The sequence below is a fragment of the Streptomyces sp. NBC_01217 genome, from assembly GCF_035994185.1.
In the GTDB taxonomy this organism is placed as follows: domain Bacteria; phylum Actinomycetota; class Actinomycetes; order Streptomycetales; family Streptomycetaceae; genus Streptomyces.
Genome location: NZ_CP108538.1, coordinates 4,652,648 through 4,678,187, shown reverse-complemented (window position 1 = coordinate 4,678,187; position 25,540 = coordinate 4,652,648). Strand labels below are relative to the sequence as shown.

The 25,540-nt window shown below is 69.3% G+C and carries 22 protein-coding genes and 1 tRNA gene; 14 read left to right on the top strand and 9 right to left on the bottom strand.

Translation table 11 applies throughout. The annotated features are described in order from the left end of the window. Positions 1-59: 59 nt before the first annotated feature. Positions 60-1,532, bottom strand: coding sequence for a S1C family serine protease (locus tag OG507_RS20610; protein WP_327368672.1), 1,473 nt, complete (start codon positions 1,530-1,532; stop codon positions 60-62). Positions 1,533-1,806: 274 nt separating this feature from the next. Here OG507_RS20610 and OG507_RS20605 point away from each other — a divergent pair, with 274 nt between their 5' ends. From OG507_RS20605 to OG507_RS20595, 3 genes are all read left to right on the top strand, one after another. After that, positions 1,807-2,640: a glycerophosphodiester phosphodiesterase gene (locus tag OG507_RS20605; protein WP_327368671.1), complete on the top strand. Its 834-nt coding sequence runs from the start codon at positions 1,807-1,809 to the stop codon at positions 2,638-2,640. A gap of 53 nt (positions 2,641-2,693) precedes the next feature. Further along, entirely contained in the window at positions 2,694-3,326 is a 633-nt protein-coding gene (locus tag OG507_RS20600) for an ATP-binding protein (protein WP_327368670.1), read from the top strand. A gap of 181 nt (positions 3,327-3,507) precedes the next feature. Beyond that, complete coding sequence (locus OG507_RS20595) at positions 3,508-4,473, top strand: DUF5926 family protein (protein ID WP_327368669.1); 966 nt, start codon at positions 3,508-3,510, stop codon at positions 4,471-4,473. A gap of 651 nt (positions 4,474-5,124) precedes the next feature. Here OG507_RS20595 and OG507_RS20590 read toward each other — a convergent pair. Next, complete coding sequence (locus OG507_RS20590; RefSeq protein WP_327368668.1) at positions 5,125-5,847, bottom strand: bifunctional DNA primase/polymerase; 723 nt, start codon at positions 5,845-5,847, stop codon at positions 5,125-5,127. Positions 5,848-6,511: 664 nt separating this feature from the next. Between OG507_RS20590 and OG507_RS20585 the strand changes: the two genes are divergently transcribed. Then, complete coding sequence (locus OG507_RS20585; protein WP_442811000.1) at positions 6,512-7,840, top strand: PP2C family protein-serine/threonine phosphatase; 1,329 nt, start codon at positions 6,512-6,514, stop codon at positions 7,838-7,840. A 148-nt stretch (positions 7,841-7,988) separates the two neighbouring features. Then, positions 7,989-9,458 (top strand): aminopeptidase P family protein, encoded by a 1,470-nt coding sequence (locus OG507_RS20580; protein ID WP_327368666.1) that lies wholly within the window; start codon positions 7,989-7,991, stop codon positions 9,456-9,458. Positions 9,459-9,504: 46 nt separating this feature from the next. Here OG507_RS20580 and OG507_RS20575 read toward each other — a convergent pair whose 3' ends face one another. Continuing rightward, the gene (locus OG507_RS20575; protein WP_327368665.1) at positions 9,505-10,032 is read right to left on the bottom strand and encodes an ATP-binding protein; all 528 of its coding nucleotides are present in this window, start codon (positions 10,030-10,032) and stop codon (positions 9,505-9,507) included. Positions 10,033-10,291: 259 nt separating this feature from the next. Between OG507_RS20575 and OG507_RS20570 the strand changes: the two genes are divergently transcribed. From OG507_RS20570 to OG507_RS20530, 9 genes are all read left to right on the top strand, one after another. Further along, complete coding sequence (locus OG507_RS20570) at positions 10,292-11,095, top strand: hypothetical protein (RefSeq protein ID WP_327368664.1); 804 nt, start codon at positions 10,292-10,294, stop codon at positions 11,093-11,095. Between the two features lie 152 nt (positions 11,096-11,247). After that, positions 11,248-11,985, top strand: a complete 738-nt coding sequence (locus OG507_RS20565; protein ID WP_327368663.1) for a YcnI family copper-binding membrane protein — start codon at positions 11,248-11,250, stop codon at positions 11,983-11,985. Positions 11,986-12,047: 62 nt separating this feature from the next. Next, positions 12,048-12,701, top strand: coding sequence for an SCO family protein (locus OG507_RS20560; protein WP_327368662.1), 654 nt, complete (start codon positions 12,048-12,050; stop codon positions 12,699-12,701). Then, complete coding sequence (locus OG507_RS20555; protein ID WP_327368661.1) at positions 12,698-13,147, top strand: copper chaperone PCu(A)C; 450 nt, start codon at positions 12,698-12,700, stop codon at positions 13,145-13,147. Before OG507_RS20560 ends, OG507_RS20555 begins: the two co-directional genes overlap by 4 nt. Before the next feature lie 14 nt (positions 13,148-13,161). After that, positions 13,162-15,135 carry a copper resistance CopC/CopD family protein gene (locus OG507_RS20550; RefSeq protein ID WP_327368660.1) on the top strand — a complete coding sequence of 658 codons (1,974 nt, stop codon included), beginning with the start codon at positions 13,162-13,164 and terminating at the stop codon, positions 15,133-15,135. A gap of 62 nt (positions 15,136-15,197) precedes the next feature. Beyond that, on the top strand, positions 15,198-16,529 hold the full coding sequence (gene efeB, locus OG507_RS20545; RefSeq protein WP_327368659.1) for an iron uptake transporter deferrochelatase/peroxidase subunit: 1,332 nt from the start codon (positions 15,198-15,200) through the stop codon (positions 16,527-16,529). Positions 16,530-16,556: 27 nt separating this feature from the next. After that, a complete protein-coding gene (gene pheA, locus OG507_RS20540; RefSeq protein ID WP_327368658.1) occupies positions 16,557-17,492 on the top strand; it encodes a prephenate dehydratase in 936 nt (311 codons plus the stop codon). A 691-nt stretch (positions 17,493-18,183) separates the two neighbouring features. Then, positions 18,184-19,473: a serine--tRNA ligase gene (serS, locus tag OG507_RS20535; protein ID WP_327368657.1), complete on the top strand. Its 1,290-nt coding sequence runs from the start codon at positions 18,184-18,186 to the stop codon at positions 19,471-19,473. Continuing rightward, on the top strand, positions 19,470-20,273 hold the full coding sequence (locus OG507_RS20530; protein WP_327368656.1) for an HAD family hydrolase: 804 nt from the start codon (positions 19,470-19,472) through the stop codon (positions 20,271-20,273). Before serS ends, OG507_RS20530 begins: the two co-directional genes overlap by 4 nt. A gap of 85 nt (positions 20,274-20,358) precedes the next feature. On the opposite strand, the gene OG507_RS20525 is transcribed toward OG507_RS20530, so the two are convergent. The 6 genes from OG507_RS20525 to OG507_RS20500 all read right to left on the bottom strand — a co-directional run bounded on the left by OG507_RS20525 (position 20,359) and on the right by OG507_RS20500 (position 25,423). Next, positions 20,359-20,446: transfer RNA gene (locus OG507_RS20525), tRNA-Ser, on the bottom strand. A gap of 309 nt (positions 20,447-20,755) precedes the next feature. Next, positions 20,756-21,451, bottom strand: coding sequence for a hypothetical protein (locus OG507_RS20520; protein WP_327372040.1), 696 nt, complete (start codon positions 21,449-21,451; stop codon positions 20,756-20,758). A gap of 341 nt (positions 21,452-21,792) precedes the next feature. Further along, on the bottom strand, positions 21,793-22,512 hold the full coding sequence (locus OG507_RS20515; protein ID WP_327368655.1) for an ABC transporter permease: 720 nt from the start codon (positions 22,510-22,512) through the stop codon (positions 21,793-21,795). A gap of 30 nt (positions 22,513-22,542) precedes the next feature. Continuing rightward, positions 22,543-23,454 (bottom strand): ABC transporter ATP-binding protein, encoded by a 912-nt coding sequence (locus OG507_RS20510; RefSeq protein ID WP_327368654.1) that lies wholly within the window; start codon positions 23,452-23,454, stop codon positions 22,543-22,545. Beyond that, positions 23,451-24,359 (bottom strand): ABC transporter permease, encoded by a 909-nt coding sequence (locus OG507_RS20505; RefSeq protein WP_327368653.1) that lies wholly within the window; start codon positions 24,357-24,359, stop codon positions 23,451-23,453. The genes OG507_RS20510 and OG507_RS20505 overlap by 4 nt, the downstream gene beginning before the upstream one ends. Then, on the bottom strand, positions 24,359-25,423 hold the full coding sequence (locus OG507_RS20500) for an ABC transporter ATP-binding protein (RefSeq protein WP_327372039.1): 1,065 nt from the start codon (positions 25,421-25,423) through the stop codon (positions 24,359-24,361). The genes OG507_RS20505 and OG507_RS20500 overlap by 1 nt, the downstream gene beginning before the upstream one ends. Positions 25,424-25,540: the final 117 nt, after the last annotated feature.

Below are 25,540 nucleotides of genomic sequence, written 5' to 3'. Positions count from 1 at the left end.
TCATCCGCCCCGCGTCCTCGGCCCTCGGACCGGGGGTGGCGCGAGGATGGCCTGGCCGGTCAGCTGTCGCCCTTGCGCTCGCCCAGGGTCAGTTCGGCCGTCGCCGTCTTGCCGTCGCGCTTGTACGTCAGGGTCACCCGGTCGCCGGGCTTGTGGGTCCAGATCTCGCCGATCAGGGTCGGGCCGCTGTCGACCACGGTGTCGTTGAACTTCGTGATGACATCGCCCGCCTTGAGGCCGGCCCGGTCCGCGGGGCCGTCCTTCGCCACGGCTGTCGTGCCGCCCGCGCCCTGGTCGGAGATGGCCGCGCCGCCGGTGCGCTCGTCCATCGTGACCGTGGCGCCGATCACCGGGTACACCGGCTGACCGGTCTTGATCAGCTGCTGGGCGACGTTCGTCGCCTGGTTGATCGGGATGGCGAAGCCGAGGCCGATGGAGCCCGCCTGGGTCTGGCCGATGCTGCTGCCGGTCGACTGGATGGCCGAGTTGATGCCGATGACCGCGCCGCGCGCATCGAGCAGCGGGCCGCCGGAGTTGCCCGGGTTGATCGAGGCGTCGGTCTGCAGGGCGCTCATGTACGAGTTGCTGCCGCCGGAACCGTCGCCGGAGGCGACCGGGCGGTTCTTGGCGCTGATGATGCCCGTCGTCACCGTGTTGGACAGGCCGAACGGCGCGCCGATCGCGATCGTCGAATCGCCGACCGCGACCTGGTCGGAGTTGCCGAGGGCCAGCGGGGCGAGCCCCGCCGGCGGGTTCTTCAGCTTCAGCACGGCGACGTCGTAGCCCTGCGCCCGGCCGACCACCTCGGCGTCGTACTTCTTGCCGTTGGAGAACGTCGCCGTGAGCTGGCCGCTGTCCGCCGCGGAGGCCACCACGTGGTTGTTCGTGAGGATGTGGCCTTCCTTGTCGTACACGAAGCCGGTGCCCGTACCGCCCTCGCCGTCACCACCCTGCGCGTCGATGGTGACCACGCTCGGCAGCGCCTTCGCCGCCACGCCCGCGACCGTGCCGGGATCGCGCTTGAGGTCCTGCGGGCTGACCGACGCCGAGACCGTGGTCGAGCCGTCGCTGCGGTCGGCCGCCCAGTAGCCGAGCGCACCGCCGATGCCGCCCGCGATCAGCGCAGCCGCCGCCACCGCGGCCACCAGACCGCCCATGCCCCGCTTGCGCGGGCCTTCGGGGGGGTGGAGCTGCGCCGGGGCGCCCCAGACCGGACCGGCGCCGCCGCCGTCCGCGCCGTGGTGCGCGTACGCGGGGACGGCGGGAGGGGGCGGGGGCCAGTTGACGTCGGCGGCCGACTGAAGGCCCGGGGGAGGAGTGCCCGGGACGGAAGCCATGGGGGTGGTCGCGGTGACCGGTTCGCCCGTCGGGGGGAACGGCTGCTGTGCTGTGGCCGGTTCCGGCGCCTGCGCGGGGGCCGGCGTGCTCCCCGGTGACCCCTGAGGAGCGTCGGCCGGCACGGGAGGTGCGGACGGAACGGACGGAACGGCCTCGGCCGCAGTGCCCTCGTTGCCCTCGTTCTCTGTGCTCACAGCTCTTTACTCCTCGGTTCCACATCAATTTCGGCAAGAGATCCGCTGTGTACGTGTCCCTGGACAGCTTTTCCCAAGACACGTCAGGCCACTGTAAGCAGGACCTGTGCATCTGCACACCAATCTTTACATCCGGCAAAACGGGCCCCCGGCGCAAGGCGCGCACAACCACGGCACAAGTAGGGCGCAAGTACCGCGCAAGCGCGGCGCAAGGTGCGGTCACCCGCGGCTCAAGCGGTACGCGGCGGCGGCCTCTCGGTGACACCATGACGCAGTGACCCATGCACGACAGCAATCCACGCACCATTCCATCCAGGTCATCGCCCACCGGGGCTCGTCCGACGACGCCCCCGAGCACACCCTGGCCGCCTACCGGAAGGCGATCGAGGACGGCGCCGACGCCCTGGAGTGCGATGTACGGCTCACCGCCGACGGCCACCTCGTCTGCGTACACGACCGCCGGGTGAACCGCACCTCCAACGGCCGCGGCGCCGTCTCCGCGCTGGAGCTCGCCGAGCTCGCCGCCCTCGACTTCGGCTCATGGAAGGACCGCGAGGAGTCGGAGTCCCCGGACTGGGATCCGGCGCCGGGAGAACTCACCTCCGTACTCACTCTTGAACGGCTGCTCGAACTGGTCGCCGAGACACGGGCCGCCGGGCGCCCGCTCCAGCTGGCCATCGAGACCAAGCACCCCACCCGCTGGGCGGGCCAGGTGGAGGAGCGGCTGCTGCATCTGCTGAAGCGCTTCGAGCTCGACATCCCGCCGGCCGTCGGCCCCTCACCGGTACGGATCATGAGCTTCTCGGCGCGCTCCCTACACCGCATCCAGGCCGCGTCCCCCACGCTGCCCACCGTCTATCTGATGCAGTTCGTCTCACCGCGCCTGCGTGACGGGCGGCTGCCGGCCGGGGCGCGGATCGCCGGTCCGGGGATGCGGATCGTACGCAGTCACCCCGGTTACATCGAGCGACTGCACCGCGCCGGCCACCGCGCACACGTCTGGACGGTCAACGAGCCCGAGGACGTCGAGCTCTGCATCGAACTGGGCGTCGAGGCAATCATCACGAACCGCCCGAAGCAGGTTCTGTCACAACTGGGACGCTCTTAACATCAGTTACACGGAGTACACCGGCGCATTCGAACCGTATTCAATCGTTACGAGTGCGTCACTGGCAGGCGATTGGCCGGTTTCCGGTCCAGTCCGGGAGGGCATCCACTCCGTGGCGTGGGGCAAAGGAGGTCTCGGGGGTGGCGTTGGTGGTGGCACAGGAAGTGCCCACGTCGTCGAGCATGGCCGTACCCCATGGCCCTGCGGGCGTGGGTCAGGCGCGGCACCGGATGCGCGAGCAACTGCGCAGCTACGGGGTGCCGGATTCGGTCGTCGACGATGCTGTATTGATCCTTTCCGAACTGCTCAGCAATGCCTGTCGGCACGGCAGGCCGCTGGGGCGGCACACAGATGTGGGTGATGGCGACATCCGCGCCGCATGGCGCGTGGACAGAACGGGCGGACTGACCGTCGAAGTGACGGACGGAGGCGGTCCGACCCGACCGATTCCGGCCACACCGTCGGTGACTGCGCGCGGCGGCCGCGGGCTCAACATCATCAGCGCGCTCGCCGAGGAGTGGGGCGTACGCGACAGCTCGTCCGGCGAGGTCACCGTCTGGGTCCTCGTCAGCGAGGGGCACAGGCGGGTACCCGGAGCTCCGGGCGCATCAGGCATGCCGGGCGCATCAAGCGTGCCGGGACTCGACGGGCTGGACTTCGCGGATGCCTTCGACGACGTGGGCTGACCTTCCCGCACGGATACGCCCGGCCACGGTGGCGGCTGCGGTGCGAGCGCCCGTACCGGTACGCGTACAGGCACACATACCGGCGGACAGGCGAGCGCGCGGGCGGATGTGTCCCGGACGCGACACGGGCGGCTAGGCTCGCGGCCCAGACCGCACTGTCACAATCGGGAGAAAGCCCACCATGGCCAAGAAGCGCCCTCAGACCAAGGCCGGGAAGCAGCAGCTCAAGGACGGCGAGATCCCGGTGGTCGGGGCTCGCGAGCCCTGCCCGTGCGGTTCGGGCCGCCGCTACAAGGCGTGTCACGGCCGCGCCGCCGTCCAGGCGGTGACCGAGCTCGTCCAGCGCCCCTTCGAGGGCCTGGCCGGCGAGTGCGACTGGGTCGCCCTGCGCGAGCTGGTGCCCGCGGCCACGGTCGAGCTGACGCTGAAGGGCGGGCTGCCCGAGGGCGTGCCCTCCGTGACGCTCGCGACCGTCCTGCCGATGGCCTGGCCGGCGCTCCGCCGCGACGACGGTTCGGTGCTGCTCGCCCTGCAGAACGACACCCCGTCCGGTGACCTCAGCCGTGACCTCGCGGACACCCTGGAGCGGGCGCTGGCCGCCGAGCCCGGTTCGCCCGTGGCGGCCCGGCGCGCACCGGCCGACGGTCCGCGGCTGCAGGATGTGCTCGACCCCGACGCGACGTTCGAGCCCGTGGTCCACTCCGGCTTCGAGTTCTGGGTGCCGGACGCGGAGAACGCCACGCCCGAGGTGTCGGCTTCTCTGGAGCGCGCGAACGAGGCGGCGATCTCGACGACGCTGCTCTCCGGTGTGGACGCCGCGTACTGGTGCGAGACCCCGGAGAAGAACCATCTGCGCTGGGTCATGCCGTACCCCGAGGAGCAGCTTCTCGACGCGCTCGCCCGGCTGCACGCCGCCGGCACCTCCTCGCTGGGCGAGGGGACGCGGCTGGTCGGCTCCTTCCGGGCGCACGGGCTGGTGGTCCCGGTCTGGGATCTGCCGAGCGCGATGGGGGCAGCGGAGTGCGAGAAGCCCGCGGCCGAGCTCGCGGAGCGGCTGACGGCGGCGCTCGCCTCGGACGCGCCCCTCACCGCCGAGGAGCGGCGGGCCCGTGGCGGGCTCACCAACCGCCAGGTGACCCTCAGCTGACAGTGACGACTGCCGGGTCCGTTCGGTGATGCGCATCACAACTCGCCGTACTCACAGGTAAATCACTGTCCGAATAAGCGAGATCGAATTTGCGAACGGCAGATCTCTTGTTACCGTTCTAGAAGCCCGGTCGCTGGTGCATCCCCCGTCGCCAGCGATCGGGCATCCTCATTTCCGGGTACAGCGCACAGCGCGCAACGCGGCGCACGAGCCCGCGCACGCCCCCTCGCCGGTACGGACGCGGCCCACGGACACGCCCGCCGACCCGGCCCACGGAGCCCCGCCTCTTGACGACGGCTCGTCAATCCACGGCGGCGCCACTCCACCTGACGCACCGCAGACCCTGCCGGAGCGGTCGGTCCCGCGCAGCAGTTGGATGCCGGAAAGAATCCTTCAGAAAGCCCTCGGCCGACTCTCCGCCGACTCGCTTTGCTGCAGCGGACTTTGCAAGGCCCGGCATGGGGCCAGGACCGGCAGCTGAACCGGAGGTGTGGTGGGAAACAGCTGTCGGCTTCGCCCGAATTCCTGACGGTCCGCCGGGGATATCAACGGAATTTGAACACCCCGGCGCCGCCCCGCCCTTTTACTCCGGGAACTCGGGTCGGCTCACGCCCGAATGAGTGAGCCGAGCCGACCATGGATTCGCAGCTGTCAGTAGGCGAGCCGACTGCCGCCGTCCGGTGCGCCGTTGCTCGCCTCGACCAGGGCGTCGAGCACCGTCCCCACATCCGGCAGCCACGGCGCGGCGGCTGCGGGAACGACAGCTCTGCCGTTCGAGCCCAGCAGGGTGCCGGGTGCGGGAGCCCGTTCCCAGCGCACCTGCCCCGCCCCCACCTCGGACGGCGGAAGGACGAGATAGCCGCCCTCGCCGTGGAAGCGCAGCGAACTGGGCACCCAGTCCTTGGCGTGCAACAGCTCACCGAGCCGTTCGAGGGTGTACGGGGCGACGAGCAGCGACCACCGGGTCGGCGTCGCCACCACGGGGCCGAGTCGCGTGCCCATCCGGTCCAGCTCGGCCAGCGCCCGGGCACCGGCCATGACCGGCAGGCTCAGCGCGCACGGGGCGCGGCCGCCGGTGGCGAGCACGATCGGGGCGGTGGGCCGGTTGGTCCACCACCAGCGCACCATGCGCTCGTCGGTGGTCGCCGCGAGGAGACCGGGGTCGAAGGGGTGTGCACCGGGTACGGCGCACTCGGGATCGGGACAGGCACAGCCACGGCCACCGTCACCGCGACCACCGGCCGCCTCCAGTCCCACTCCGGGGAGCACGGGCCACTGCCATGCGGCGGCACAGGTCAGGGCCCCGTCCAGCTGGACGGGCCTCACCCTGCGCCGGAGCCGGAGCCTGCGTCGCCTTCCGAGGATCTCGCGCATGAGCGCTCGTTCCTTTCCGTTGAACGCCGAGGGTCCACATCACACCACGCGCGCATCACGCCGCGCGTTCATCACTTCACTGTGCGTACATGCTCTTCAAACCTGCGGTACGGGTGGGTCGTCGGTACCGAGCATGCGCTGAGCCGGGTCGAGCAGGAGCGAGACGGGTCCGGACACAAGCATGGCGAGGAGCAGCGCACGTATCGCGCCTGCCGCCCCAAGGTGCAAACCCCGCCACTCGGGGGTGGGGGCGTGGCCGTCACAGGAAAGGACGTCCGGGCCCGCTGCCGGGTTCCGGGGCGGTCAGAACTGCCCCTGGTCATCATCGATTACGTACCCAGCATGCCCGAAATGACGCTCCCTCTGGGACTTCACCCCGAGAACACCCCCTGTCGAGCACACCCAGTCGACCGCAAATAGCTGCCACAGGGTGCATTTTTTGGCCAACTTGACAGTCGCTCGGACACCACAAATCCCGTGGGGACAATGCTGGACATGGCCTTACTTGTGCGTGTACATGTGGATGCTACGTGTACATGTGGATGCACTGATAGCGGCGCAGAATGACATGGGGGTTTGCGATGCTATTCGTCGAAACGCACCGGCGGGAAAGCCGACTGCCATGAGCGCCCCGCACCTGCCGAAAGTGGCTGGAATCGATCCCATGGTTCCTGTTTCAACGCACACTGCCGGTTCTCTGTCCGAGGCACCGGCCGCCCCCGGGTCGTTCATCCAGGACCGGCTGGCCGCCTGGGTCTCCGACCTCACCACGCTGCACGAACTCACCGAGCGACTGGCCAGAACCAGCACGCTCGACGACGCGCTGCACGAACTGCTGGACGCCGGAGCCGCCCTGGTCGGCGCCCGCCGCGGCATGATCGTCTTCGAACCGTCCGACCGCCGCGGCCCCGAAAGCACCATCGGCCTCGGCCTCGCCCACGCCGAACTCGGACACCTTGAGACGGTGCCGCGCAGCGCCACCTCCTACGGCCGGATCCTGGAAGGACTACCGGGCGCCGAAGGCGCGCAGACCACCCCCGACCTGCTCGGCGACACCAGCCTGGACCCCCGCCGCCGCGAGGTCGCCGCCCGCCTCGGATACGCCGCCAGCTACGCCCTGCCGCTCACCGCCGAGGCGACCGGCAGGCTCGGTGCGGCCGTCTGGCTGTACGACGAACCCGCCGAACCGGTGGAACGCCGACGCCATCTCGTCGGCCTCTACGCGGCACACGCCGGCGAGCATCTGGCCAGGCTGCTGGAGCTGGAACGGGCCAGGGCCGACGTCGCCACCGTCACGGAGGAACTGCTGCCCACCCGGCTGCCCCGGGCCAACGGCGTACAGCTGGCCGCACGCCATCGCACGGCACCGCAGGGCGGCGGCGACTGGTACGACGCGCTCGCTCTTCCGGAAGGCGCGCTCGGTCTCGCCGTGGGCTCGGTGAACGGCTCAGGACCGACCGCCCTGGCCGCCATGGGCCGGCTGCGTGCCGGACTGCGCGCGTACGCGGTGATGGAGGGCGAGGATCCGGTCGCCGTCCTCTCCGACCTGGAACTGCTGCTGCGACTGACCGAGCCCGCCCGTTCCGCGACCGCCCTGTTCGCCTACTGCGAGCCCGCCCCCCGCAAGATCCTGCTGGCCGGAGCCGGACACACCCCGCCGCTCGTGATCGGCGACCGGCGCACCGAGTTCGTCGAGACCTCGCTCTCCGCACCCCTGGGCATGCTCGCCTGCTGGGAGGCGCCCAGCGTGGAGATCACCCCCGCGCCCGGCGAAACCGTGCTCCTCTACACCGACGGGCTGCTGCGCCGCACCGGCGACTCGATGGACCGGGCTTTCGCACGGCTCCACTCGGCCGCGGCATGCGTACCGAAGGCGCTGCGCGGCGACGCCGGGTCCGTGGCCGACCATGTGCTGCGCACCGTCCTGCCGGACGGCCTCGACCAGGGCAACGGCACGGAGGACGTGGTCATTCTGGCCGCGCGCTTCGACTGAGCCTTCCGGTGAGCTGCCCGGCCCCGCCCCGGCCACGCGGTGCGTCCCGCCACGGCCAGGCCGTGTAACAGGCCTTCCGGCCCTGTGCCCCCTTCCGTACGCCCGTACGATGGACGGGGTCCAGTGTCGTATCAAGGAGAGACAAATCGTGGCTGAGGAGCTCACCCCGGAGAACCCGGAGACCGAAGAAGCAGAGGCAGAGCCGGTCAAGCAGCGGAAGAACAGCCTGTACCCGGGCGTCTCCGATGAACTCGCCGCGAACATGAAGTCCGGCTGGGCCGATACGGAACTGCACGGCCTCGAACCGATCGCCCAGGCCGAACACACCGCCGCCCGCCGCGCCGCGCTCTCCGCGCGTTTCCCCGGTGAGCGCCTCGTCATCCCCGCGGGCAACCTGAAGACCCGCTCCAATGACACCGAGTACGCCTTCCGCGCCTCGACCGAGTACGCGTACCTCACCGGCGACCAGACCCAGGACGGCGTCCTCGTACTGGAGCCGACCGAGGACGGGCACGAGGCGACCATTCACCTGCTGCCGCGCTCCGACCGCGAGAACGGCGAGTTCTGGCTCGACGGCCAGGGCGAGCTGTGGGTCGGCCGCCGCCACTCCCTCGCCGAGGCCGAGCAGCTGCTGGGCATCCCGGCGAAGGACGTGCGCAAGCTCCCGGCCGCGCTGGCCGAGGCCACCGGCCCGGTCCGCAACGTCCGCGGCCACGACGGCGGCATCGAGGTCGCGCTGACCGACAAGGTCACCGGGGAGCGCGACGAGGAACTGCGCGTCTACCTCTCCGAGGCCCGCCTGGTCAAGGACGCCTTCGAGATCGCCGAACTGCAGAAGGCCTGCGACGCCACCGCACGCGGCTTCGAGGACGTCGTCAAGGTCCTCGACAAGGCCGAGGCGACGAGCGAGCGCTACATCGAGGGCACCTTCTTCCTGCGCGCCCGCATCGAGGGCAACGACATCGGCTACGGCTCCATCTGCGCGGCCGGCCCGCACGCCACCACCCTGCACTGGGTGCGCAACGACGGCCCGGTGCGTTCCGGCGAGCTGCTCCTGCTCGACGCCGGTGTCGAGACCAATGACCTCTACACCGCTGACGTGACGCGCACCCTGCCGATCAACGGCACGTTCACGCCGCTGCAGCGGAAGATCTACGACGCCGTGTACGAGGCGCAGGAGGCGGGCATCGCGGCCGTCAAGCCCGGTGCCGACTACCGTGCCTTCCACGACGCCGCGCAGCGCGTGCTCGCCGAGAAGCTCGTCGAGTGGGGTCTGCTGGGCGACCTGGCCGTGGACAAGGTCCTGGAGCTGGGCCTCCAGCGCCGCTGGACGCTGCACGGCACCGGCCACATGTTCGGCATGGACGTCCACGACTGCGCCGCCGCGCGCACCGAGACGTACGTCGACGGGACGCTGGAGCCCGGCGTCTGCCTCACGGTCGAGCCCGGTCTGTACTTCCAGACCGACGACCTGACCGTCCCCGAGGAGTACCGGGGCATCGGCGTCCGGATCGAGGACGACATCCTCGTCACCGAGGACGGCAACCGGAACCTCTCCGACAAGCTGCCGCGCCGGGCCGACGAGGTCGAGGCGTGGATGGCACAGCTCAAGGGCTGATCCACGAAAGACCGTAAGGACCGGAAGGTCCGCAAGGGCGCCCCGCTCAGGACACCATGAGCAGGGCGCCCTTGCGCCATTTCAGGACCTTGTCGAAGCTCACCACCGCACCACGGCCGGGACGGTTGCCGAAGTGGACATGATCGGCGAGCTGCTCGATCAGACAGAGACCCCGGCCGTCCTCCGCGCCGAGCGGCGGGTGCTGCTGGGGGTCGTGCTGCTGTGCGGACGCGTGCGGCGCGCGCCGGGCGGGGAATCCGGGCCCCGAATCGGCCACTTCGATACGGCACTTCTCGCCGTCCAGATAAGCGGTCACCCGGTACCGCCCGCAGGCCGTCCCGGGCCGCTCGTCCCACGCGTCCCACGGATCTCGGCCGGCGCTCTGTTCTCCCTCGGCACGGTGGTCACCGCCGTGCTCAACTGCGTTGGCACAGGCCTCGGTGAGCGCGACCGAGAGGTCGAAGGAGATCTCCGGATCCACGCCCGCGGTCTCCATCGCGCCCAGCAGGAAACGACGGGCGAGCGGAACGCTCGCAGCCTCGCGCCGCAAATGGAGTGACCACCACATGCTCATGCTCCAGCCTCCTGGCTGCGGCTCGACATACCGATACGTATTGCCGCGCGGGACCCCTCGTAAGCACAGTCCGGATGTGAGACCGCTCATTCGGCGGATACCAGCACTCCGTACACCCGTGTATGCCAGACCGGCCGATGTCCCCGACCCGTGTCCAAAACCGGCCACAGCGGCCCCGGCCCGCATCCAATCGGACGGAAGGTGACCTTCCGGACCTGCCGTACGGAGGCCCGGGAGGCGGTGCGATGATGGCCCCGCCATGTCTATGCCTGTCGCACGCGCCGGAGCCGGTCTACGGCTCCTGAGGGCCGCGGTGTTCACCGCGGTCTGTGTCGCGTTGTCCGCGGCAGGTCACTCCCTGGCCTCCTGCGCGGCCGTCCCCTGGTGGACCCTGCTCGCCGGATTCCTGGGGGTCTTCGCGGTGGCGGCACCGCTCGCCGGACGCGAGCGTTCACTGCCGTCCATCACCGCCGCACTGGCCGGCGGACAGGTCGCCCTGCACACCCTCTTCGGCGTGGGCACGCACACCTCCTCACCGGAGACGGTGACGGGCGACGACCCACTGATCCGGTTCGCGGCGAGCCTCGTGTGCGGCATGGGGCCCGCGCAGTTGAACGCCGCCGAAGCACACCGCATCGTGACCGCCGCGGGCATCGACCCGGCATCCGTGGCGGCGGGCGGCCACCAGCACATGGCCACCGCATCCGGCCCGGACCCGGCCTCTCTCGCCTCTCTGCTGCCCAGCCTGCCCATGCTGCTCGGCCACCTGCTGGCCGCCGTGGCCACCGGCTGGCTGCTGCGGCGCGGCGAGATCGCCCTGTTCCGCCTCGCCCGGCTGTCCGCGCACGGCGCCCAGCAGATCGCGGCCGGGGCCCGGCTGCGCGCGCTGCGCGCCGCGCTCGCGCTCGTCGACGCCCTGCGCGCGGGGCTTCCCGGGGGGCCGACGACCGGGCCGCGTGTCCCCCGTACCGCAGTCGACGCACCGGCACCCGCCACCGGGGACCCGTTGCAGCACATGGTGATCAGGCGCGGGCCGCCACCCGTATACGCACTCGCAGCCTGACGCGACACCCTCCGCTCGACGCACGCACCACTCGGTGCCGGGCGATCCGGCGTACGTACGCACGCCGCGCGTGGGGAAGAGGTGTCGCGATGCCGCCGCGCACCCGCGCGCCGGGCCACCTTTCCTCGTGCTTCTGTGGAGTGATCCCTGTCATGAACGTTTCCCGCATCGCCCTTGCCGGCGGCATCGCCGCGTCCACCGTGCTGATCCTCGCCGGTACCGCCTCCGCGCACGTCAGCGTGCAGCCGCAGGGCGAGGCCGCCAAGGGCGGTTACGCCACCGTCAACTTCAAGGTCCCCAACGAGCGCGACGACGCCTCGACGACCAAGGTCGAGGTCAACTTCCCCACCGACCACCCGCTGGCCTCCGTCATGCCGCAGGCCGTGCCCGGCTGGGACATCGTGGTCACCAAGAGCAAGCTGGCCAAGCCGCTGGAGATGCACGGCAAGACGATCAACGAGGCCGTCTCCAAGGTCACCTGGACCGCGGACGGCAGCAAGATCGAGCCCGGTCGCTTCCAGCAGTTCCCGCTCTCCATCGGCCAGCTCCCCGAGGACGCCGACCAGTTGGTGTTCAAGGCCATCCAGACGTACGACAACAAGGAGGTCGTCCGCTGGATCGAGGAACAGAAGGAAGGTGCCGCCGAGCCCGAGAGCCCGGCACCGGTCCTCAAGCTGACCGCGGCGACCACCGGTGAGCACGGCGCGGCCGCCGACGACAAGAGCGGCCACGACACCACCGCCAAGGAGGCCGACGAGCAGACGACGGCCGCCGCGGCGGACGAGTCCTCCAGCGACACCACGGCCCGCGTCCTCGGCATCGTCGGCATCGTCATCGGCATTGCGGGCGTGGCCTTCGGCGTCCTCGCGGGCCGCCGTCGCACCGCCTGACCGACAGCCCCATCGGTCACATCGACCCACCAGTAAACCGACCCACCAGGAATCAGTGCTCCATGGTTAAGAAGACTGTGCTGGCCGCGGCGTTCGTCGCCGCGGCCGCACTCACCCTGTCCGCCTGCGGCAGCAGCGACGACGGCGCCAAGAAGCCCGTCGCCGATGTGTCGGTCCAGACCAAGACCAAGGCCGCGACCGTACTGGACCAGCCGTTCACCAAGCCCGACCTCGTCCTCACCGACACCCACGGCAAGAAGTACGACCTCCGTGAGCAGACCAAGGGCAAGCCGACGCTGATCTACTTCGGCTACACCAACTGCCCCGACGTCTGCCCGCTCATCATGAGCAACATCGCCATCGCCAAGAAGTCGCTCCCCGAGGCCGACCGGGAAAAGCTCCAGGTCGTCTTCGTCACCACCGACCCCGAGCGGGACACTCCGGCCTCACTGGGCAGCTGGCTCAAGGCCCAGGACGCCTCCTTCATCGGCCTCACCGGCGACTTCCCGACCATCCAGGCGGGCGCACGCCAGATCGGCATCGGCATAGACGCCCCGAAGAAGGAGAAGGACGGCACCGTCGTCTCGATGCACGGCTCCCAGGTCATCGCGTTCTCCCCGAAGACCGACAAGGGCTACCTCGTCTACAGCGAGGACACCTCGCCCGACGACTACGAGAAGGACCTCCCCAAGATCCTCCAGGGGGAGACTCCGTGAACCGCCGCACCGTCCTCGCCGGCGTCGTCGCCCTCACCACCGGGCTGACGCTGGCGGGGTGCTCGTCCTCGGACAGCGGGCCCGAGCTGAAGGTGACCGGCGCGTTCATGCCGCAGCCCGTCAGCGACATGGCCGCCGGATTCCTCGTCGTCAAGAACAGCGGCGGCACATCCGACCGGCTCACCTCGGTCACCAGCCCCCTCTCGGACGACGTCACGATCCACGAGACGAAGAACCAGACGATGCGCATGGTGACGTCCTTCGAAGTACCCGCGGGCGGCGAGCTGGATCTGGAACGCGGGGGCAACCACATCATGTTCATGAAGCTCAAGCAGCAGCCCAAGCAGGGCGAGAACGTGTCCGTGGAACTGCACTTCGAGAAGGCCGACCCGATAAAGGTCGACCTTCCCGTGAAGGAGACCACCCACAACCCGAAGAAGCAGTGAGGGACTGACTCACCATGACAGCCACCGCCCCGCACTTCGGACCGTCCCCGTCCACTCCCGCACCACGCCGGCCACTCGCCGCGGCCGCACTCCTCGCCGCCCTCATCGGCATGGTGTTCGGCCTGCTGCTGGGCGGCGCGGGAACCGCGTCCGCGCATGCCGCACTCACCGGGAGCGATCCGCAGGACGGGGCGGTGGTCAACACCGCACCCAAGGAGATCACGCTCACCTTCTCCGAACAGGTCGCCATGGGCGACGGCTCCATCAGGGTCCTGGACCCCAGCGGCAAACGCGCCGACACCGCCGCCGCACCACGCGATCTGCAGAGCGGCTCCACCGTGAAGTACGGCGTCTCCCTACACACCGGACTGCCCGACGGTACGTACACCGTCGCCTGGCAGGCCGTCTCCGCGGACAGCCACCCCGTCTCGGGCGCCTTCACCTTCTCCATCGGAGCCCCCTCCAAGACCACCGTCGCCCTCCCGGCGGACGAGGCCGGCGGCGGCCTCGTCGGCACCCTCTACGGCATCGCGCGCTACGCCGCGTACGCCGGCTTCGTCCTGCTCGCCGGCGGCGCCGCCTTCGTACTGGCCTGCTGGCAGCGCGGGGCGGGCGCACAACCACTGCAACGCCTGGTCGTACGCAGCTGGATGACCCTCACCGCGGCCACCCTGGCCATGCTGCTCCTGCGCAACCCGTACACCGGCTCCGGAAAGCTCGCGGACGCCTTCGACCTCGACGGCCTGAAAGCCGTGCTCGACACCAAGCCTGGGGCGGCGCTCGTGTCCCGGCTGCTGCTGCTCGGCGCATCCGCGCTCTTCATCGCGGTCCTGTTCGGGGCGTACGCGAAGCGCGAGGACGAACGCGAGAAGAAGGACCTCACCTTCGGACTGGCCATCGGCGGCACGGTGATCGCCGCCGGGATCGCCGGGACCTGGGCACTCGCCGAACACGCCTCGACCGGAATCCAGCCGGGCATCGCCATGCCGGTCGACGTGCTCCACCTGCTGGCCGTCGCCGCCTGGCTGGGCGGGCTGACAGCACTGCTGGTCGCGCTGTACCGAACGCCGGACATCGGAGCCACCGCCGTACGACGCTTCTCCCGTATCGCGTTCGGCAGCGTGCTCGTCCTCACCGCCACCGGGATCTACCAGTCCTGGCGCCAGGTCGGCACCTGGTCCGCGCTCACCGGCACCGGGTACGGGCAACTGCTGCTCGTGAAGGTGGGACTCGTCGCCGTGCTCGTCGGCATCGCCTCCATCTCACGCCGCTGGACCGCACAGCTGGCCACGGGCGGAGTCGGCACGACGGGGGCGGGAGCAGGGGCCGAAGCCGAAGAGGCCGAAGAGGCCGAGGTCAGGACTGCGGTTGAGACCGAGGCCGACGGCGCCACACAGGCATCCGTGTCCGAGGACCCCGCGCGGGCCGCCCAGCTCGCCCGGCAGAGGGCCGCCGTCGCCACCGCCGAGAAGAAGCGCATCCGCGACGCCGACCCCGACCGGTCCGGACTCCGCCGTTCGGTACTGGCGGAAGTCGGGGTCGCCGTGGCACTGCTGGCCGTGACGACCGTCCTCACCTCGACCGAGCCCGGCCGGACCGAAGAAGCCGCGCGCACCTCGACGGCGACAGCAGCCCCCGCACCCGCGGGCCCGGTCAATCTGACGCTGCCCTTCGACACGGGCGGCAAGAACGGCGAGGGAACCGTGCGGATGGACATCGACCCCGCCCGTACCGGCGCCAACGAACTCCACATCTGGATCGACGACATCGACGGCAAGGCCATGGACGTCCCCGAGCTGAAGCTCGCCTTCACCCTCGAATCCAAGGACATCGGCCCGCTCCCCGTCGTCCCTGTCCGGCTCACCGAGGGCCACTGGACCGCGAGCGGCGTCCAGATCCCGATGGCGGGCAACTGGAAGGTCGCGGTGACCGTACGCACGTCGGACATCGATCAGACGACCATCGACAAGAACGTGAAGATCGGCTGAGCAGGATCGTGAGCGGAAACAGCAACGTGACCGGAAACAGCAGCGCGAAGCGAAGCAGCGACATGAGCCGCAGCATCAGCGCCAATCGAAGCGGCGGCAGGAAGACCTCCGAAGGCAGCGGGGACGACAGAGCCCCCGTCAACGGCGCCCTCTCCCGGCGGCGGCTGCTCGGCACCGCGGGCGCGGCCGGTGCGACCGGGCTGGTGCTCGGCGCGGCGGGCGGCGCGACCGGCTATGCCACGACCCGGCCCGACGAGCCGACCGCGCTGACCGCGGTCGGCTCCACCCAGGTGATGTTTCACGGGAAACATCAACCGGGGATCACCACTCCGCTTCAGGCCCGCGGCCACCTCGTCGCCTTCGATCTGGCACCCGGCGCGGGACGCAGGGAAGCGGCCGCACTGCTGCGCCGATGGTCGGCCGTGGCCCGGCGCCTGATGGCCGGCGAGCCCGCCGACAGCGGCGCGGCGGACGGCACGTCCCATGACACCGGGATCGCGCTGGATGCCGGACCGTCCTCGCTGACCCTCACCTTCGGCTTCGGCCGCACCTTCTTCGAACGCACCGGCCTGGTCGATCACCGGCCACCGGGACTCGACCCGCTGCCGCCGTTCTCCTCCGACCACATCGACGCCAAGCGCTCCAACGGTGACCTCTGGGTACAGATCGGCGCCGACGACGCACTCGTCGCCTTCCACGCGCTGCGCGCCGTACAGAAGGAGGCCGCCACGGCGGCCAGGGTCCGCTGGCAGATGAACGGCTTCAACCGCAGCCCCGGCGCCACCGCGCAGCCGATGACCGCCCGCAATCTGATGGGCCAGGTCGACGGCACCAACAACCCGAAGCCCGCCGAGAGCGACTTCGACCGGCGCATCTTCGTACCCGCCGCAACGGATGCGCGGTACGACTGGCTGGCCGGCGGTTCGTACGCGGTCGTACGGCGGATCCGAATGCTGCTCGACGACTGGGAGAAGCTCTCCGTGGAACGGCAAGAGCAGGTCATAGGGCGCCGCAAGAAGGACGGCGCCCCGCTGAGCGGCGGCACCGAGACCACCGAGATGGACCTCGACAAGGCTGGCCCCGACGGCAAACTCCTGATCCCGGACAACGCCCACTCCAGGATCTCCTCCCCGGACAAGAACGGCGGCGCTGCCATGCTGCGGCGCCCCTTCTCGTACCACGACGGCATCTCGGCGGACGGCGCCCCGGACGCCGGGCTGCTGTTCATCTGCTGGCAGGCGGATCCGCTGCGGGGCTTCGTGCCGGTGCAGCGCAAGCTGGACCGGGGCGATGCCCTCTCGTCGTTCATCCGGCACGAGGCCAGCGGCCTGTTCGCGGTGCCGGGCGGTGCGGCGGACGGTGAGTACGTGGGTCAGCGGCTACTGGAGTCCTGAGAGACCGGAGCGCATTAGGGTGACGGTATGTCCGCCACGCGCTACGCCTATCTCGGCCCCGAAGGCACCTTCACCGAGGTCGCCCTCCGTACGCTCCCGGAAGCCGCCACCCGCGAACTCGTCCCGATGGTCTCCGTACCGGTGGCCCTGGACGCGGTGCGCAGCGGGGAGGCCGCGGCAGCGCTCGTACCGATCGAGAACTCCGTCGAGGGTGGCATCACCGCGACGCTCGATGAGCTGACCACCGGCGAACCGCTGATGATCTACCGCGAGGTGCTGCTCTCCATCACCTTCGCGCTGCTGGTGCGGCCCGGCACCAAGCTGTCCGACGTCAAGTCGGTCACCGCTCACCCCGCCGCACAGCCGCAGGTGCGCAACTGGCTGGCCGCGAATCTCCCGCACGCCGTGTGGGAGTCGGCGGCCTCCAACGCCGACGGTGCCCGGCTGGTGCAGGAGGGACGGTACGACGCCGCCTTCGCCGGTGAGTTCGCGGCGGCGACGTACGGCCTCGAACCGCTGGTGACCGAGATCCATGACGCGGTGAACGCACAGACCCGTTTCGTGCTGGTGGGCCGCCCGGCCCGGCCGGCGGCGCCGACGGGCGCGGACAAGACGTCGGTGGTCATCTGGCTGGGCGAGGACCACCCCGGTGCGCTGCTCGAACTGCTCCAGGAATTCGCGGTGCGCGGGGTGAACCTGATGCTGATCCAGTCGCGGCCGACCGGTGCGGGCATCGGGAACTACTGCTTCGCGGTGGACGCCGAGGGGCACATCTCGGACCGGCGGGTCGGCGAGGCGCTGATGGGACTGAAGCGGATCTCCCCGAAGGTGCGGTTCCTCGGGTCGTACCCGCGGGCCGGAGTGGCACCGCAGGATGTACGACCGCTGCGGGTGGGCACGTCGGACGCGGAGTTCACGGAGGCATCCGACTGGCTGGCCCGGAATCTGGACGGCCGGGGCTGACGGTCCCCGGGGCGGGACCGACAACGGTACGAGGCCGGCAACGGTACGGGGCTGACAGTCCCCGGGCGGGGCAGCTGGCATCGAAACCCGGTGCCTCCTTGGGCGATATGCCGGGTTTCAGTACGCCTGAACCGTTGGTACTATCTACCACTTTTCATCATCCACAGAGTTATCCACAGAGGCCGCTCTCGACCTGGGGACAAGTCGACACCTCAACACGACATGGTCGACATATCGCTCCAGTCGGCCCAGATACATCCACAGGTCGGCAGGTCACCCTGGTTGCCCCGTGTCACCCCAATTCTATTGATCAACTCTTTAGGGGGGCTAATTCCCACCCGAACGAGCGTCTGAAGCGGGTTTGAACGGAGAATCCATGAGCCCTTACGCGAGTTTCGGAATGATCTCTTCCGGCATCCACAGATCTTCCTCACAGCCTGTGGATAACTCCACGAGGTACCCGCGCCTGTGGACAAGTGATCGCCAACTCCCCTTCCAGGCAAGGCCGATGCGTCAAGATCATAGATACCTTCTGCCCCATTTAGGGGAGTAGGGACTTTTTATTGACAGCAGAGATCAGCTTCAGCTCCATAACGCTCCCCAGCATTACCAATTCAGGCAATTCGGACAAAGTGACACGCTTGGCGATATCGGTTCGAGCTGGAGAAGCGCACACCGGTAGCCTGGAGAGGTGATTGACCTTCGCCTGCTCCGTGAGGACCCCGACCGTGTTCGCGCCTCCCAGCGCGCCCGTGGAGAGGACGTCGCGCTCGTCGACGCCCTTCTCTCCGCCGACGAGCGGCGCAGGTCGTCCGGCGTCCGCTTCGACGAACTCCGCTCCGAGCAGAAATCGCTCGGCAAACTCATCCCCAAGGCCTCGCCGGAGGAGCGCGCCGAGCTCCTCAAGAGGGCCGAGCAGCTGAAGGCCGACGTCAGGGCGGCCGACGCGGCACAGGACGAGGCCGACGCCGAGGCCAAGAGCCTGCTGCTCCAGCTCGGCAACATCGTCCACGCGGACGTACCGGTCGGGGGCGAGGAGGACTTCGTCGTCCTGGAGACGCACGGCACGATCCGTGACTTCGGGGCCGAGGGCTTCGAGCCCAAGGATCACCTGGAGCTCGGCGAGAAGCTCGGCGCCATCGACATGGAGCGCGGCGCCAAGGTCTCCGGTTCGCGCTTCTACTACCTGACGGGCATCGGCGCGCTGCTGGAGCTCGCCCTCGTCAACGCGGCGATCGCGCAGGCCACCGAGGCCGGTTTCGTACCGATGCTGACGCCGGCGCTGGTCCGCCCGCGCGCCATGGAGGGCACCGGCTTCCTCGGCCAGGCCGCGGAGAACGTGTATCACCTGGAGAAGGACGACTACTACCTGGTCGGCACCTCCGAGGTCCCGCTCGCCGCGTACCACATGGACGAGATCATCGAGGCCGACAAGCTGCCGCTGCGGTACGCGGGCTTCTCACCGTGCTTCCGCCGCGAGGCCGGTACGTACGGCAAGGACACCCGGGGCATCTTCCGCGTCCACCAGTTCGACAAGGTCGAGATGTTCTCGTACGTCGACCCGGCGGACGCCGAGGCCGAGCACCGCAGGCTTCTGGACTGGGAGAAGCAGTGGCTCACCGCTCTTGAGCTGCCCTTCCAGGTGATCGATGTCGCCACCGGCGATCTGGGGGCCTCGGCCTCCCGGAAGTTCGACTGCGAGGCGTGGATCCCGACGCAGGGCAAGTACCGCGAGCTGACCTCCGCGTCGAACTGCGACGGTTTCCAGGCGCGCCGTCTGTCCGTGCGGATGCGCGACACCCGCGACGGCAAGAAGGTCCTCCAGCCGCTGGCCACACTGAACGGCACGCTGTGCGCCGTACCGCGCACGATCGTGGCGATCCTGGAGAACCACCAGCTGGCCGACGGCTCCGTACGGGTGCCCGAGGTGCTCCGGCCGTACCTGGGCGGGCGCGAGGTTCTGGAGCCGGTCGCCAAGTGACCTTCCCGTACAAGCTCGTCGCGACCGATCTGGACGGCACGCTGCTGCGTGACGACGACACGGTCTCCGAGCGCACCCGTGAGGCGCTGGCCGCGGTCACCGCGGCCGGTGCCGCGCACATCATCGTCACCGGCCGTGCGGTCCCGTGGACCCGGCACATCCTGGACGACCTGGGTTACGAGGGGCTCGCGGTCTGCGGCCAGGGTGCGCAGGTCTACCACGCGGGCGAGCGCAAGCTGTTGACCTCGCTGACGCTGGACCGGCAGCTCGCCGGTCTCGCGCTGTCCAAGGTCGAGGCCGAGGTCGGCCCGCTGGCGCTGGCCGCGAGCCGTGACGGGCTCGACGGCGAAGTGCTGGTCGGCCCCGGCTACCGCGTGCAGGAAGGGCCGCTTCCGGCTGTCTTCGCCCAGGACCCGGCGGAGTTGTGGTCGGCTCCCCTGAACAAGGTGTACATCCAGCATCCCGAGCTCGACGACGACGCGCTCGCGAAGGCCGCGCGTGCGGCCGTGGGCAATCTGGTGGACGTGGTCATGGCCGGTCCCGGTGTGGTGGAGATCCTGCCGTTGGGGCTGAGCAAGGCGACCGGGCTCTCGCTGGCCGCGCGCCGGCTGGGTGTGAGGGCCGCGGACACGCTGGCCTTCGGCGACATGCCGAACGACATCCCGATGTTCGCCTGGGCGCAGCGGGGTGTGGCGATGGCCAATGCGCACGCGGATCTGAGGGCCGTGGCCCAGGAGATCACCGCGTCCAACGAGGACGACGGCATCGCTGTGGTGCTGGAGCGGCTGCTCCAGTCGTAGGAGCGCTGCTACGGGAACGGGTACCGGTACCCGTACGTACGGGTGCTGGTACCCGTATAGGTTTCGGTACGCGGTGCTGCCTCTGCGGAGGATGCGCGGATCGAACGCGCGCGGGGTCTACGGCCCCGACGACGGCTTAGCAAGCCGCTGCCTTACCACTCGGCCAATCCTCCGGGAGGGCGGCCGCGCGATGCGCAGACAGGGCCGCCCCGGGCGTTGCGCTCCGATCGGCGCGGCGGAGTCGTCGAAGACTACTCCGGTGCCGGCTCGGGCCCGCCCTGCTGGGAACTCGACGGACTCGGACTCTCGGTCATCGTCGCGCTCCTCTCCCGGCCAGTGGTGTGCGTGTCGGCGTGCGGCTGTTGTTGTCCCGTGGTGCTGCACCGGCTTCGCCGTGTGCAGCACCAACTACTGTGCCCGGAAGGGCCTTTCGGTGCCACCCATTTTCGGGCAACACCGAAAGGCCGTGTACAGCCTTCGGATCAGCGCTGCTTGTTGCGGCGGCTCAGATCCTTCAGGTGGCGGGCGAGGTCATCCATCCTGCCGTCGATACGGACGACGTCCTCCGACAGATGGCCCAGGCGCACGCTCATGGCGCCGACGACCTGATGTGTGACCTCCAGCCTCCGGTCGAGGCTGTCGAGCCGGTGCGACATCCGGTTGAGGACGGGCCCGAGCTCCTGAAGCGCACTGCCCACTCCTGCGAGGCAGCTCTCGACCCGGGTGACGCGGTGTTCGAGCGAGGTGTACCCCGCGCGCAGGTCCTGCTCGGCGTCGAGCAGATGCGTACGGACGCATCGGGCGATGTCGCTGTCGCGAAGAAGCATCGCGACGTTGAGCACGGTCCTGCGGGTGAAGAGCCTGAGCTGGGTAGCTGCCTGTGGATAACTTTCCGGCACCTCGCCCACCCATAGCGACATCATGTCGCTATGGAAGGATCGCAGCTCAGCGCCGCGCAGCACGCGCATTCCGTTCTCGACGAGCTCGTTCTGATGGCGGTCGGTAAGCCTCCTGACTGCGGTTGTGGATACTTCGAAGTAGCGAGCCACATCCTCTGTGCGAAGGTGAATTCCGTCCGGGAGCATGACAAGGCTCTTGACCTTGTCGAGGACGTCGACGCGCCCCATCTGCTCGACGCGCAGCGCGCGCGATTCGAGCAGGGCGACTTCCGTGGGCATGGGCATGCCTCCGATCGTGAAACGCAAGACGCGAAACCGACGATGGACAGCCCTGTCCCGGGCTTGAGGGGCGGAGGACGCTCACGGTTGCCACTCACTCAATGACCGATCCGATGGGTACTGCTCCACCGGCATCGGCAATCCCTGTTTCACGAAAGCTACGACGCCACGGATTCCAGTTGCCTCCACGCACCCTGCACAACGAACCGATAACCGTACAGTTACGCGTACTACTGTCCGAAATGCGTCAACCCTCGCCCAGGAGGCGAGGGTTGACGAGAATCGGAGTGATCAGGAACGGGGAACGGCAGAGGTGTCCAGCGGAAGACCGCCGGTCACTATCACTCCTCGCCGGCCAGCTTCAGCGTGCGCAGCTTCTGCCCCGCGTACCAGGTCGCTGCCACGGTGACCGCCGCCAGCAGGACCGTCGCGGCGGGCAGGCCTACATCGGACGTGATCGTGCCCGCTCCGCCGACCTTCTCGGCGACTGCGAGGGACCACTGCTGCACGCTGAGCGTGCGCGCACCCGGCACCAGGTTGCCGAACAGCGCCTCCCACACCAGCGCGTAGACGAGGCCGAAGACGACCGCGTGCCGGCTGACCGTACCCAGCAGCAGGAACAGCGCGCTGTACGCGATCGAGGCGACCAGTGCCGCGATGGTGTACGCCACCGCGATCTGCTGGCCGTTGCCGTTGAGGATCAGCCCCGCGACCAGCGTCGGCAGCGCGGAGAAGACCATCGTGACGGCAATGGCCACGATCAGCTTGGTGAAAATGATCGTCGATCGCTTCACCGGCTTGGCCAGCAGATAGACGATCGATCCGTCATCGATCTCGGGACCGATGGCTCCGGTTCCGGCGATCACGCCGATCAGCGGCACCATCGTGGCGATGGCGAAGCCGCCCAGCACGTCCGAGGCGACCTGGTCGTCCGCTCCGGCGAACGCCCGTACCGCCACGGCGATGGCCACCAGCAGCGCCGGCAGGACGAAGAGGATGGCGGCCCGGCGCCGACCGAGCAGGGCCCGGTAGGTGAGCCGGGCGACTGTGGGGTCGTACATGACGCTTCACAGCTCCTTTCAGGCCACTACTCAGGCCGCTACGAGATAGGAAAAGACCGATTCGAGGGACTCGTCGGACGGCGAAACGGTCAGAAGACGAATTCCGTGTTCACGTGCGACCTTCGGCAGCAGCTCGGTGAAGCGTCCGAAGTCGACCGCCTGGATACGCAGGGCCTGTTCGCCCAGGTCCACCTCGATGCCGGCGGTCGACGGATCGGCGATGAGCGCTGCGGCGAGGGCCCGGTCGTCGCTGGAGCGTACGAGATAGCGGTGCGGCCGGTCCGTCATCAGCCGGCGGATCTTACGGAAGTCACCGGACGCCGCATGCCGTCCTGCAACGATCACCTCGATGTGCGAGGCGAGCTGTTCCACCTCTTCGAGGATGTGGGACGAGAAGAGCACGGTACGGCCCTGCGCCCCCATCTGCCGCAGCAGCGCCATCAGCTGCATCCGCTGGCGCGGGTCCATCCCGTTGAACGGCTCGTCGAGCAGCAGCACCGACGGTTCGTGGACCAGGGCGGACGCCATCTTCACGCGCTGGCGCATGCCCTTGCTGTACGTCGAGATCTTGCGGTCCTGCGCGTACTCCATCTCGACCGTGGCCAGCGCCTTCTGCGCCGCCGCATCGCCGAGTCCCTGCAGTTCCGCGTTGGCGACAACGAATTCCCGGCCGGTCAGGAAGTCGTACATCCCTTCCCGTTCCGGCACGATCCCGATCTTCTTGTACACCGCTTCATTGCGCCAGATCGCCTGGCCGTCGAGCGTGACCGTGCCCGTCGACGGGGCGAGGAATCCGGCCATCATGTTGATCAGCGTGGACTTTCCCGCGCCGTTGGGGCCGAGCAGCCCGGTGACGCCCGGGCCCACCGTCATGCTCACGTCGTTGACGGCGACCACATTGCCGAACCAGCGCGAGGTGTGGTCGATCTCGATGGTGGTCACAGCCCGACCCTCCGGTAGCGGCGCATCAGTACGGCGTACGAGCCGGCGACGAGCGCGAGAACAACGATCAGATAGACCACGCCGACCCCCGCCCCGGGGCCTTCCCCTCCGGGGAAGGCCGAGTCGGCCCCGAGGAACGCGGTCTGTACTCCGCCGATCAGCGTGATGGGGGAGAAGAGCCCCAGCCACTCGACGGCCCCTGTCGAACCCGTCTGCCAGGCAATGGCCTGCACCGTGGAGACCGCTCCGAAGGAGATGGTCAGCACGGCGATCACCGCGGCGACGCCGAAACCGCGGCGCGGCGTCAGCGCGGCCATCACCAGGCCCAGTCCGGCGAAGAGCACGGAGAGCAGCGCCACCGACACCATCCCCTGTCCGAACCACTTGGTCTGGTCGGCGAAGTCGAACTTCGCCAGCAGCGCGCCCGCGTAGAGGATGACGAGCGGCGCCCCGGTGAGGATGAAGAGCGCGGACGCCATGGCCGCGAACTTCGCGACGACATAGTCGACCCGCTCGATCGGCCGCGAGAAGTACAGCGGCACGCTCTTGAAGCGCAGATCGCGGGAGACCGACTGCGGTGCCTGCGCTGCGAGGAAGAGGCCGATGACGGCCTGCAGATAGATCGCGAAGGCCGTGTACTTGATCGGTAGGGCCGTTGCCGTCGGGTTGGCGACGGCGACCGCGACGATGATCGCCGAGACCATGCACATCACGCCGAACAGCAGCATCGGCAGCACCTTGGACTTCGCGGAACGCCCCAGTCCGAAGGAGCCGCGCAGGGACTGCGAGTAGAGCGAGCGCCGCGCGTAACTGCGGCCCAGCCGCGCACCGTCGTAGGAGCGGTACCCGATGTTGTGGATCCGGGAGGTCTCGCTCCCGCTCACGGCCCCGGTTTCGGTGCTCATCACGACCGCTCCTGACTCTGCTGCTGTACGGCCCCGGCGGCCGCGGGCACGGTCTGCGCCACGGCTGCGGACTGCGGTGCGTCTTCCGTACGGAAGACCTCGGAGATGTGGTGGCGCCGCTGTTCCATCCGTACGAGGCCGAGCCCGAGCCCGGCGACGCTGTCGCGCACGACGTCGTACGTCTCCTCGCCGGTCGCCTCGACCAGCAGGATGTGGCCCGCCCCGGGCAGCCCCTGCCCGTCGAGACCGTCGTGGCCCAGGAGCTTGACGCCGGCCCGGCCGAGGACCTGGCGCAGCGCGTCGGTGCCGTCCGGGTGGGTGTCGCTGTCGGTGACCTCGACCGCGAGGGTCGTGGTGGTCTGTGTGAAGTCGCTGGTGGAGCTGGAGCGCAGGAGTGTGCCGCCGTCGACGACGACGACGTGGTCGCAGGTGCGCTCCAGTTCGCCCAGGAGGTGCGAGGTGACCAGGACCGAAATGCCGAAGTCCGTGTACACCCGGCGGATCAGTCCGAGCATCTCGTCGCGCCCGACCGGGTCGAGGCCGTTGGTCGGCTCGTCGAGCAGGACCAGTTGCGGGTCGTGGACGAGTGCCTGGGCCAGTTTCACGCGCTGCTTCATGCCGGTCGAGTAGCCGCCGATGGGGCGGTAACGCTCCTCGTACAGACCGACGTGGCGCAGCGTGTCGGCGGTGCGCTCACGCGCTGCCGTCGGCGGCAGTCCGGACATCCGCGCCATGTGGACGACGAACTCGGTGGCCGAGACGTCCGGCGGCAGGCAGTCGTGCTCTGGCATGTAGCCGACCCGTTCCCGGATGGCGGCGCCGTCGGTGGCGACGTCGAGCCCGAGCACCGCGGCCCGGCCTTCGGTGGCGGGGGACAGACCCAGCAGAATCTTGATCAATGTGGACTTGCCGGCTCCGTTGGAACCCACCAGCCCGGTCACACCGGGGCCGATGTCCAAGGAGAGCCGGTCAAGCGCGGTCACCCGGGGGAACCGCTTGCTCAGGCTTTCGGTCGCGATCACAGTCACGTCTTCGAAAGTAGTGGTGCGGACCACACCGGTCATCAGCCCAGGCGGCTGGATCCGCATCAGACTCCAGACGTACGGGCCCGTAGGGGGCCAGCACAAGGGAGGACCCCGGAGGCCGGGGGCATCGGCCTCGCCGAGTTGTCCACAGGTCTC

What these genes read in the sequence shown, in the direction of transcription:
- OG507_RS20515 (WP_327368655.1), bottom strand. Translation starts at nt 22,512, where the DNA reads ATGTACGACCCCACAGTCGCCCGGCTCACCTACCGGGCCCTGCTCGGT.
- OG507_RS20595 (WP_327368669.1), top strand. Translation starts at nt 3,508, where the DNA reads ATGGCCAAGAAGCGCCCTCAGACCAAGGCCGGGAAGCAGCAGCTCAAG.
- OG507_RS20575 (WP_327368665.1), bottom strand. Translation starts at nt 10,032, where the DNA reads ATGAGCATGTGGTGGTCACTCCATTTGCGGCGCGAGGCTGCGAGCGTT.
- OG507_RS20500 (WP_327372039.1), bottom strand. Translation starts at nt 25,423, where the DNA reads ATGACCGGTGTGGTCCGCACCACTACTTTCGAAGACGTGACTGTGATC.
- OG507_RS20550 (WP_327368660.1), top strand. Translation starts at nt 13,162, where the DNA reads ATGACAGCCACCGCCCCGCACTTCGGACCGTCCCCGTCCACTCCCGCA.
- OG507_RS20520 (WP_327372040.1), bottom strand. Translation starts at nt 21,451, where the DNA reads ATGCCCACGGAAGTCGCCCTGCTCGAATCGCGCGCGCTGCGCGTCGAG.
- OG507_RS20590 (WP_327368668.1), bottom strand. Translation starts at nt 5,847, where the DNA reads ATGCGCGAGATCCTCGGAAGGCGACGCAGGCTCCGGCTCCGGCGCAGG.
- pheA (WP_327368658.1), top strand. Translation starts at nt 16,557, where the DNA reads ATGTCCGCCACGCGCTACGCCTATCTCGGCCCCGAAGGCACCTTCACC.
- OG507_RS20505 (WP_327368653.1), bottom strand. Translation starts at nt 24,359, where the DNA reads ATGAGCACCGAAACCGGGGCCGTGAGCGGGAGCGAGACCTCCCGGATC.
- efeB (WP_327368659.1), top strand. Translation starts at nt 15,198, where the DNA reads ATGAGCCGCAGCATCAGCGCCAATCGAAGCGGCGGCAGGAAGACCTCC.
- OG507_RS20585 (WP_442811000.1), top strand. Translation starts at nt 6,512, where the DNA reads ATGGTTCCTGTTTCAACGCACACTGCCGGTTCTCTGTCCGAGGCACCG.
- OG507_RS20570 (WP_327368664.1), top strand. Translation starts at nt 10,292, where the DNA reads ATGTCTATGCCTGTCGCACGCGCCGGAGCCGGTCTACGGCTCCTGAGG.
- OG507_RS20560 (WP_327368662.1), top strand. Translation starts at nt 12,048, where the DNA reads ATGGTTAAGAAGACTGTGCTGGCCGCGGCGTTCGTCGCCGCGGCCGCA.
- OG507_RS20565 (WP_327368663.1), top strand. Translation starts at nt 11,248, where the DNA reads ATGAACGTTTCCCGCATCGCCCTTGCCGGCGGCATCGCCGCGTCCACC.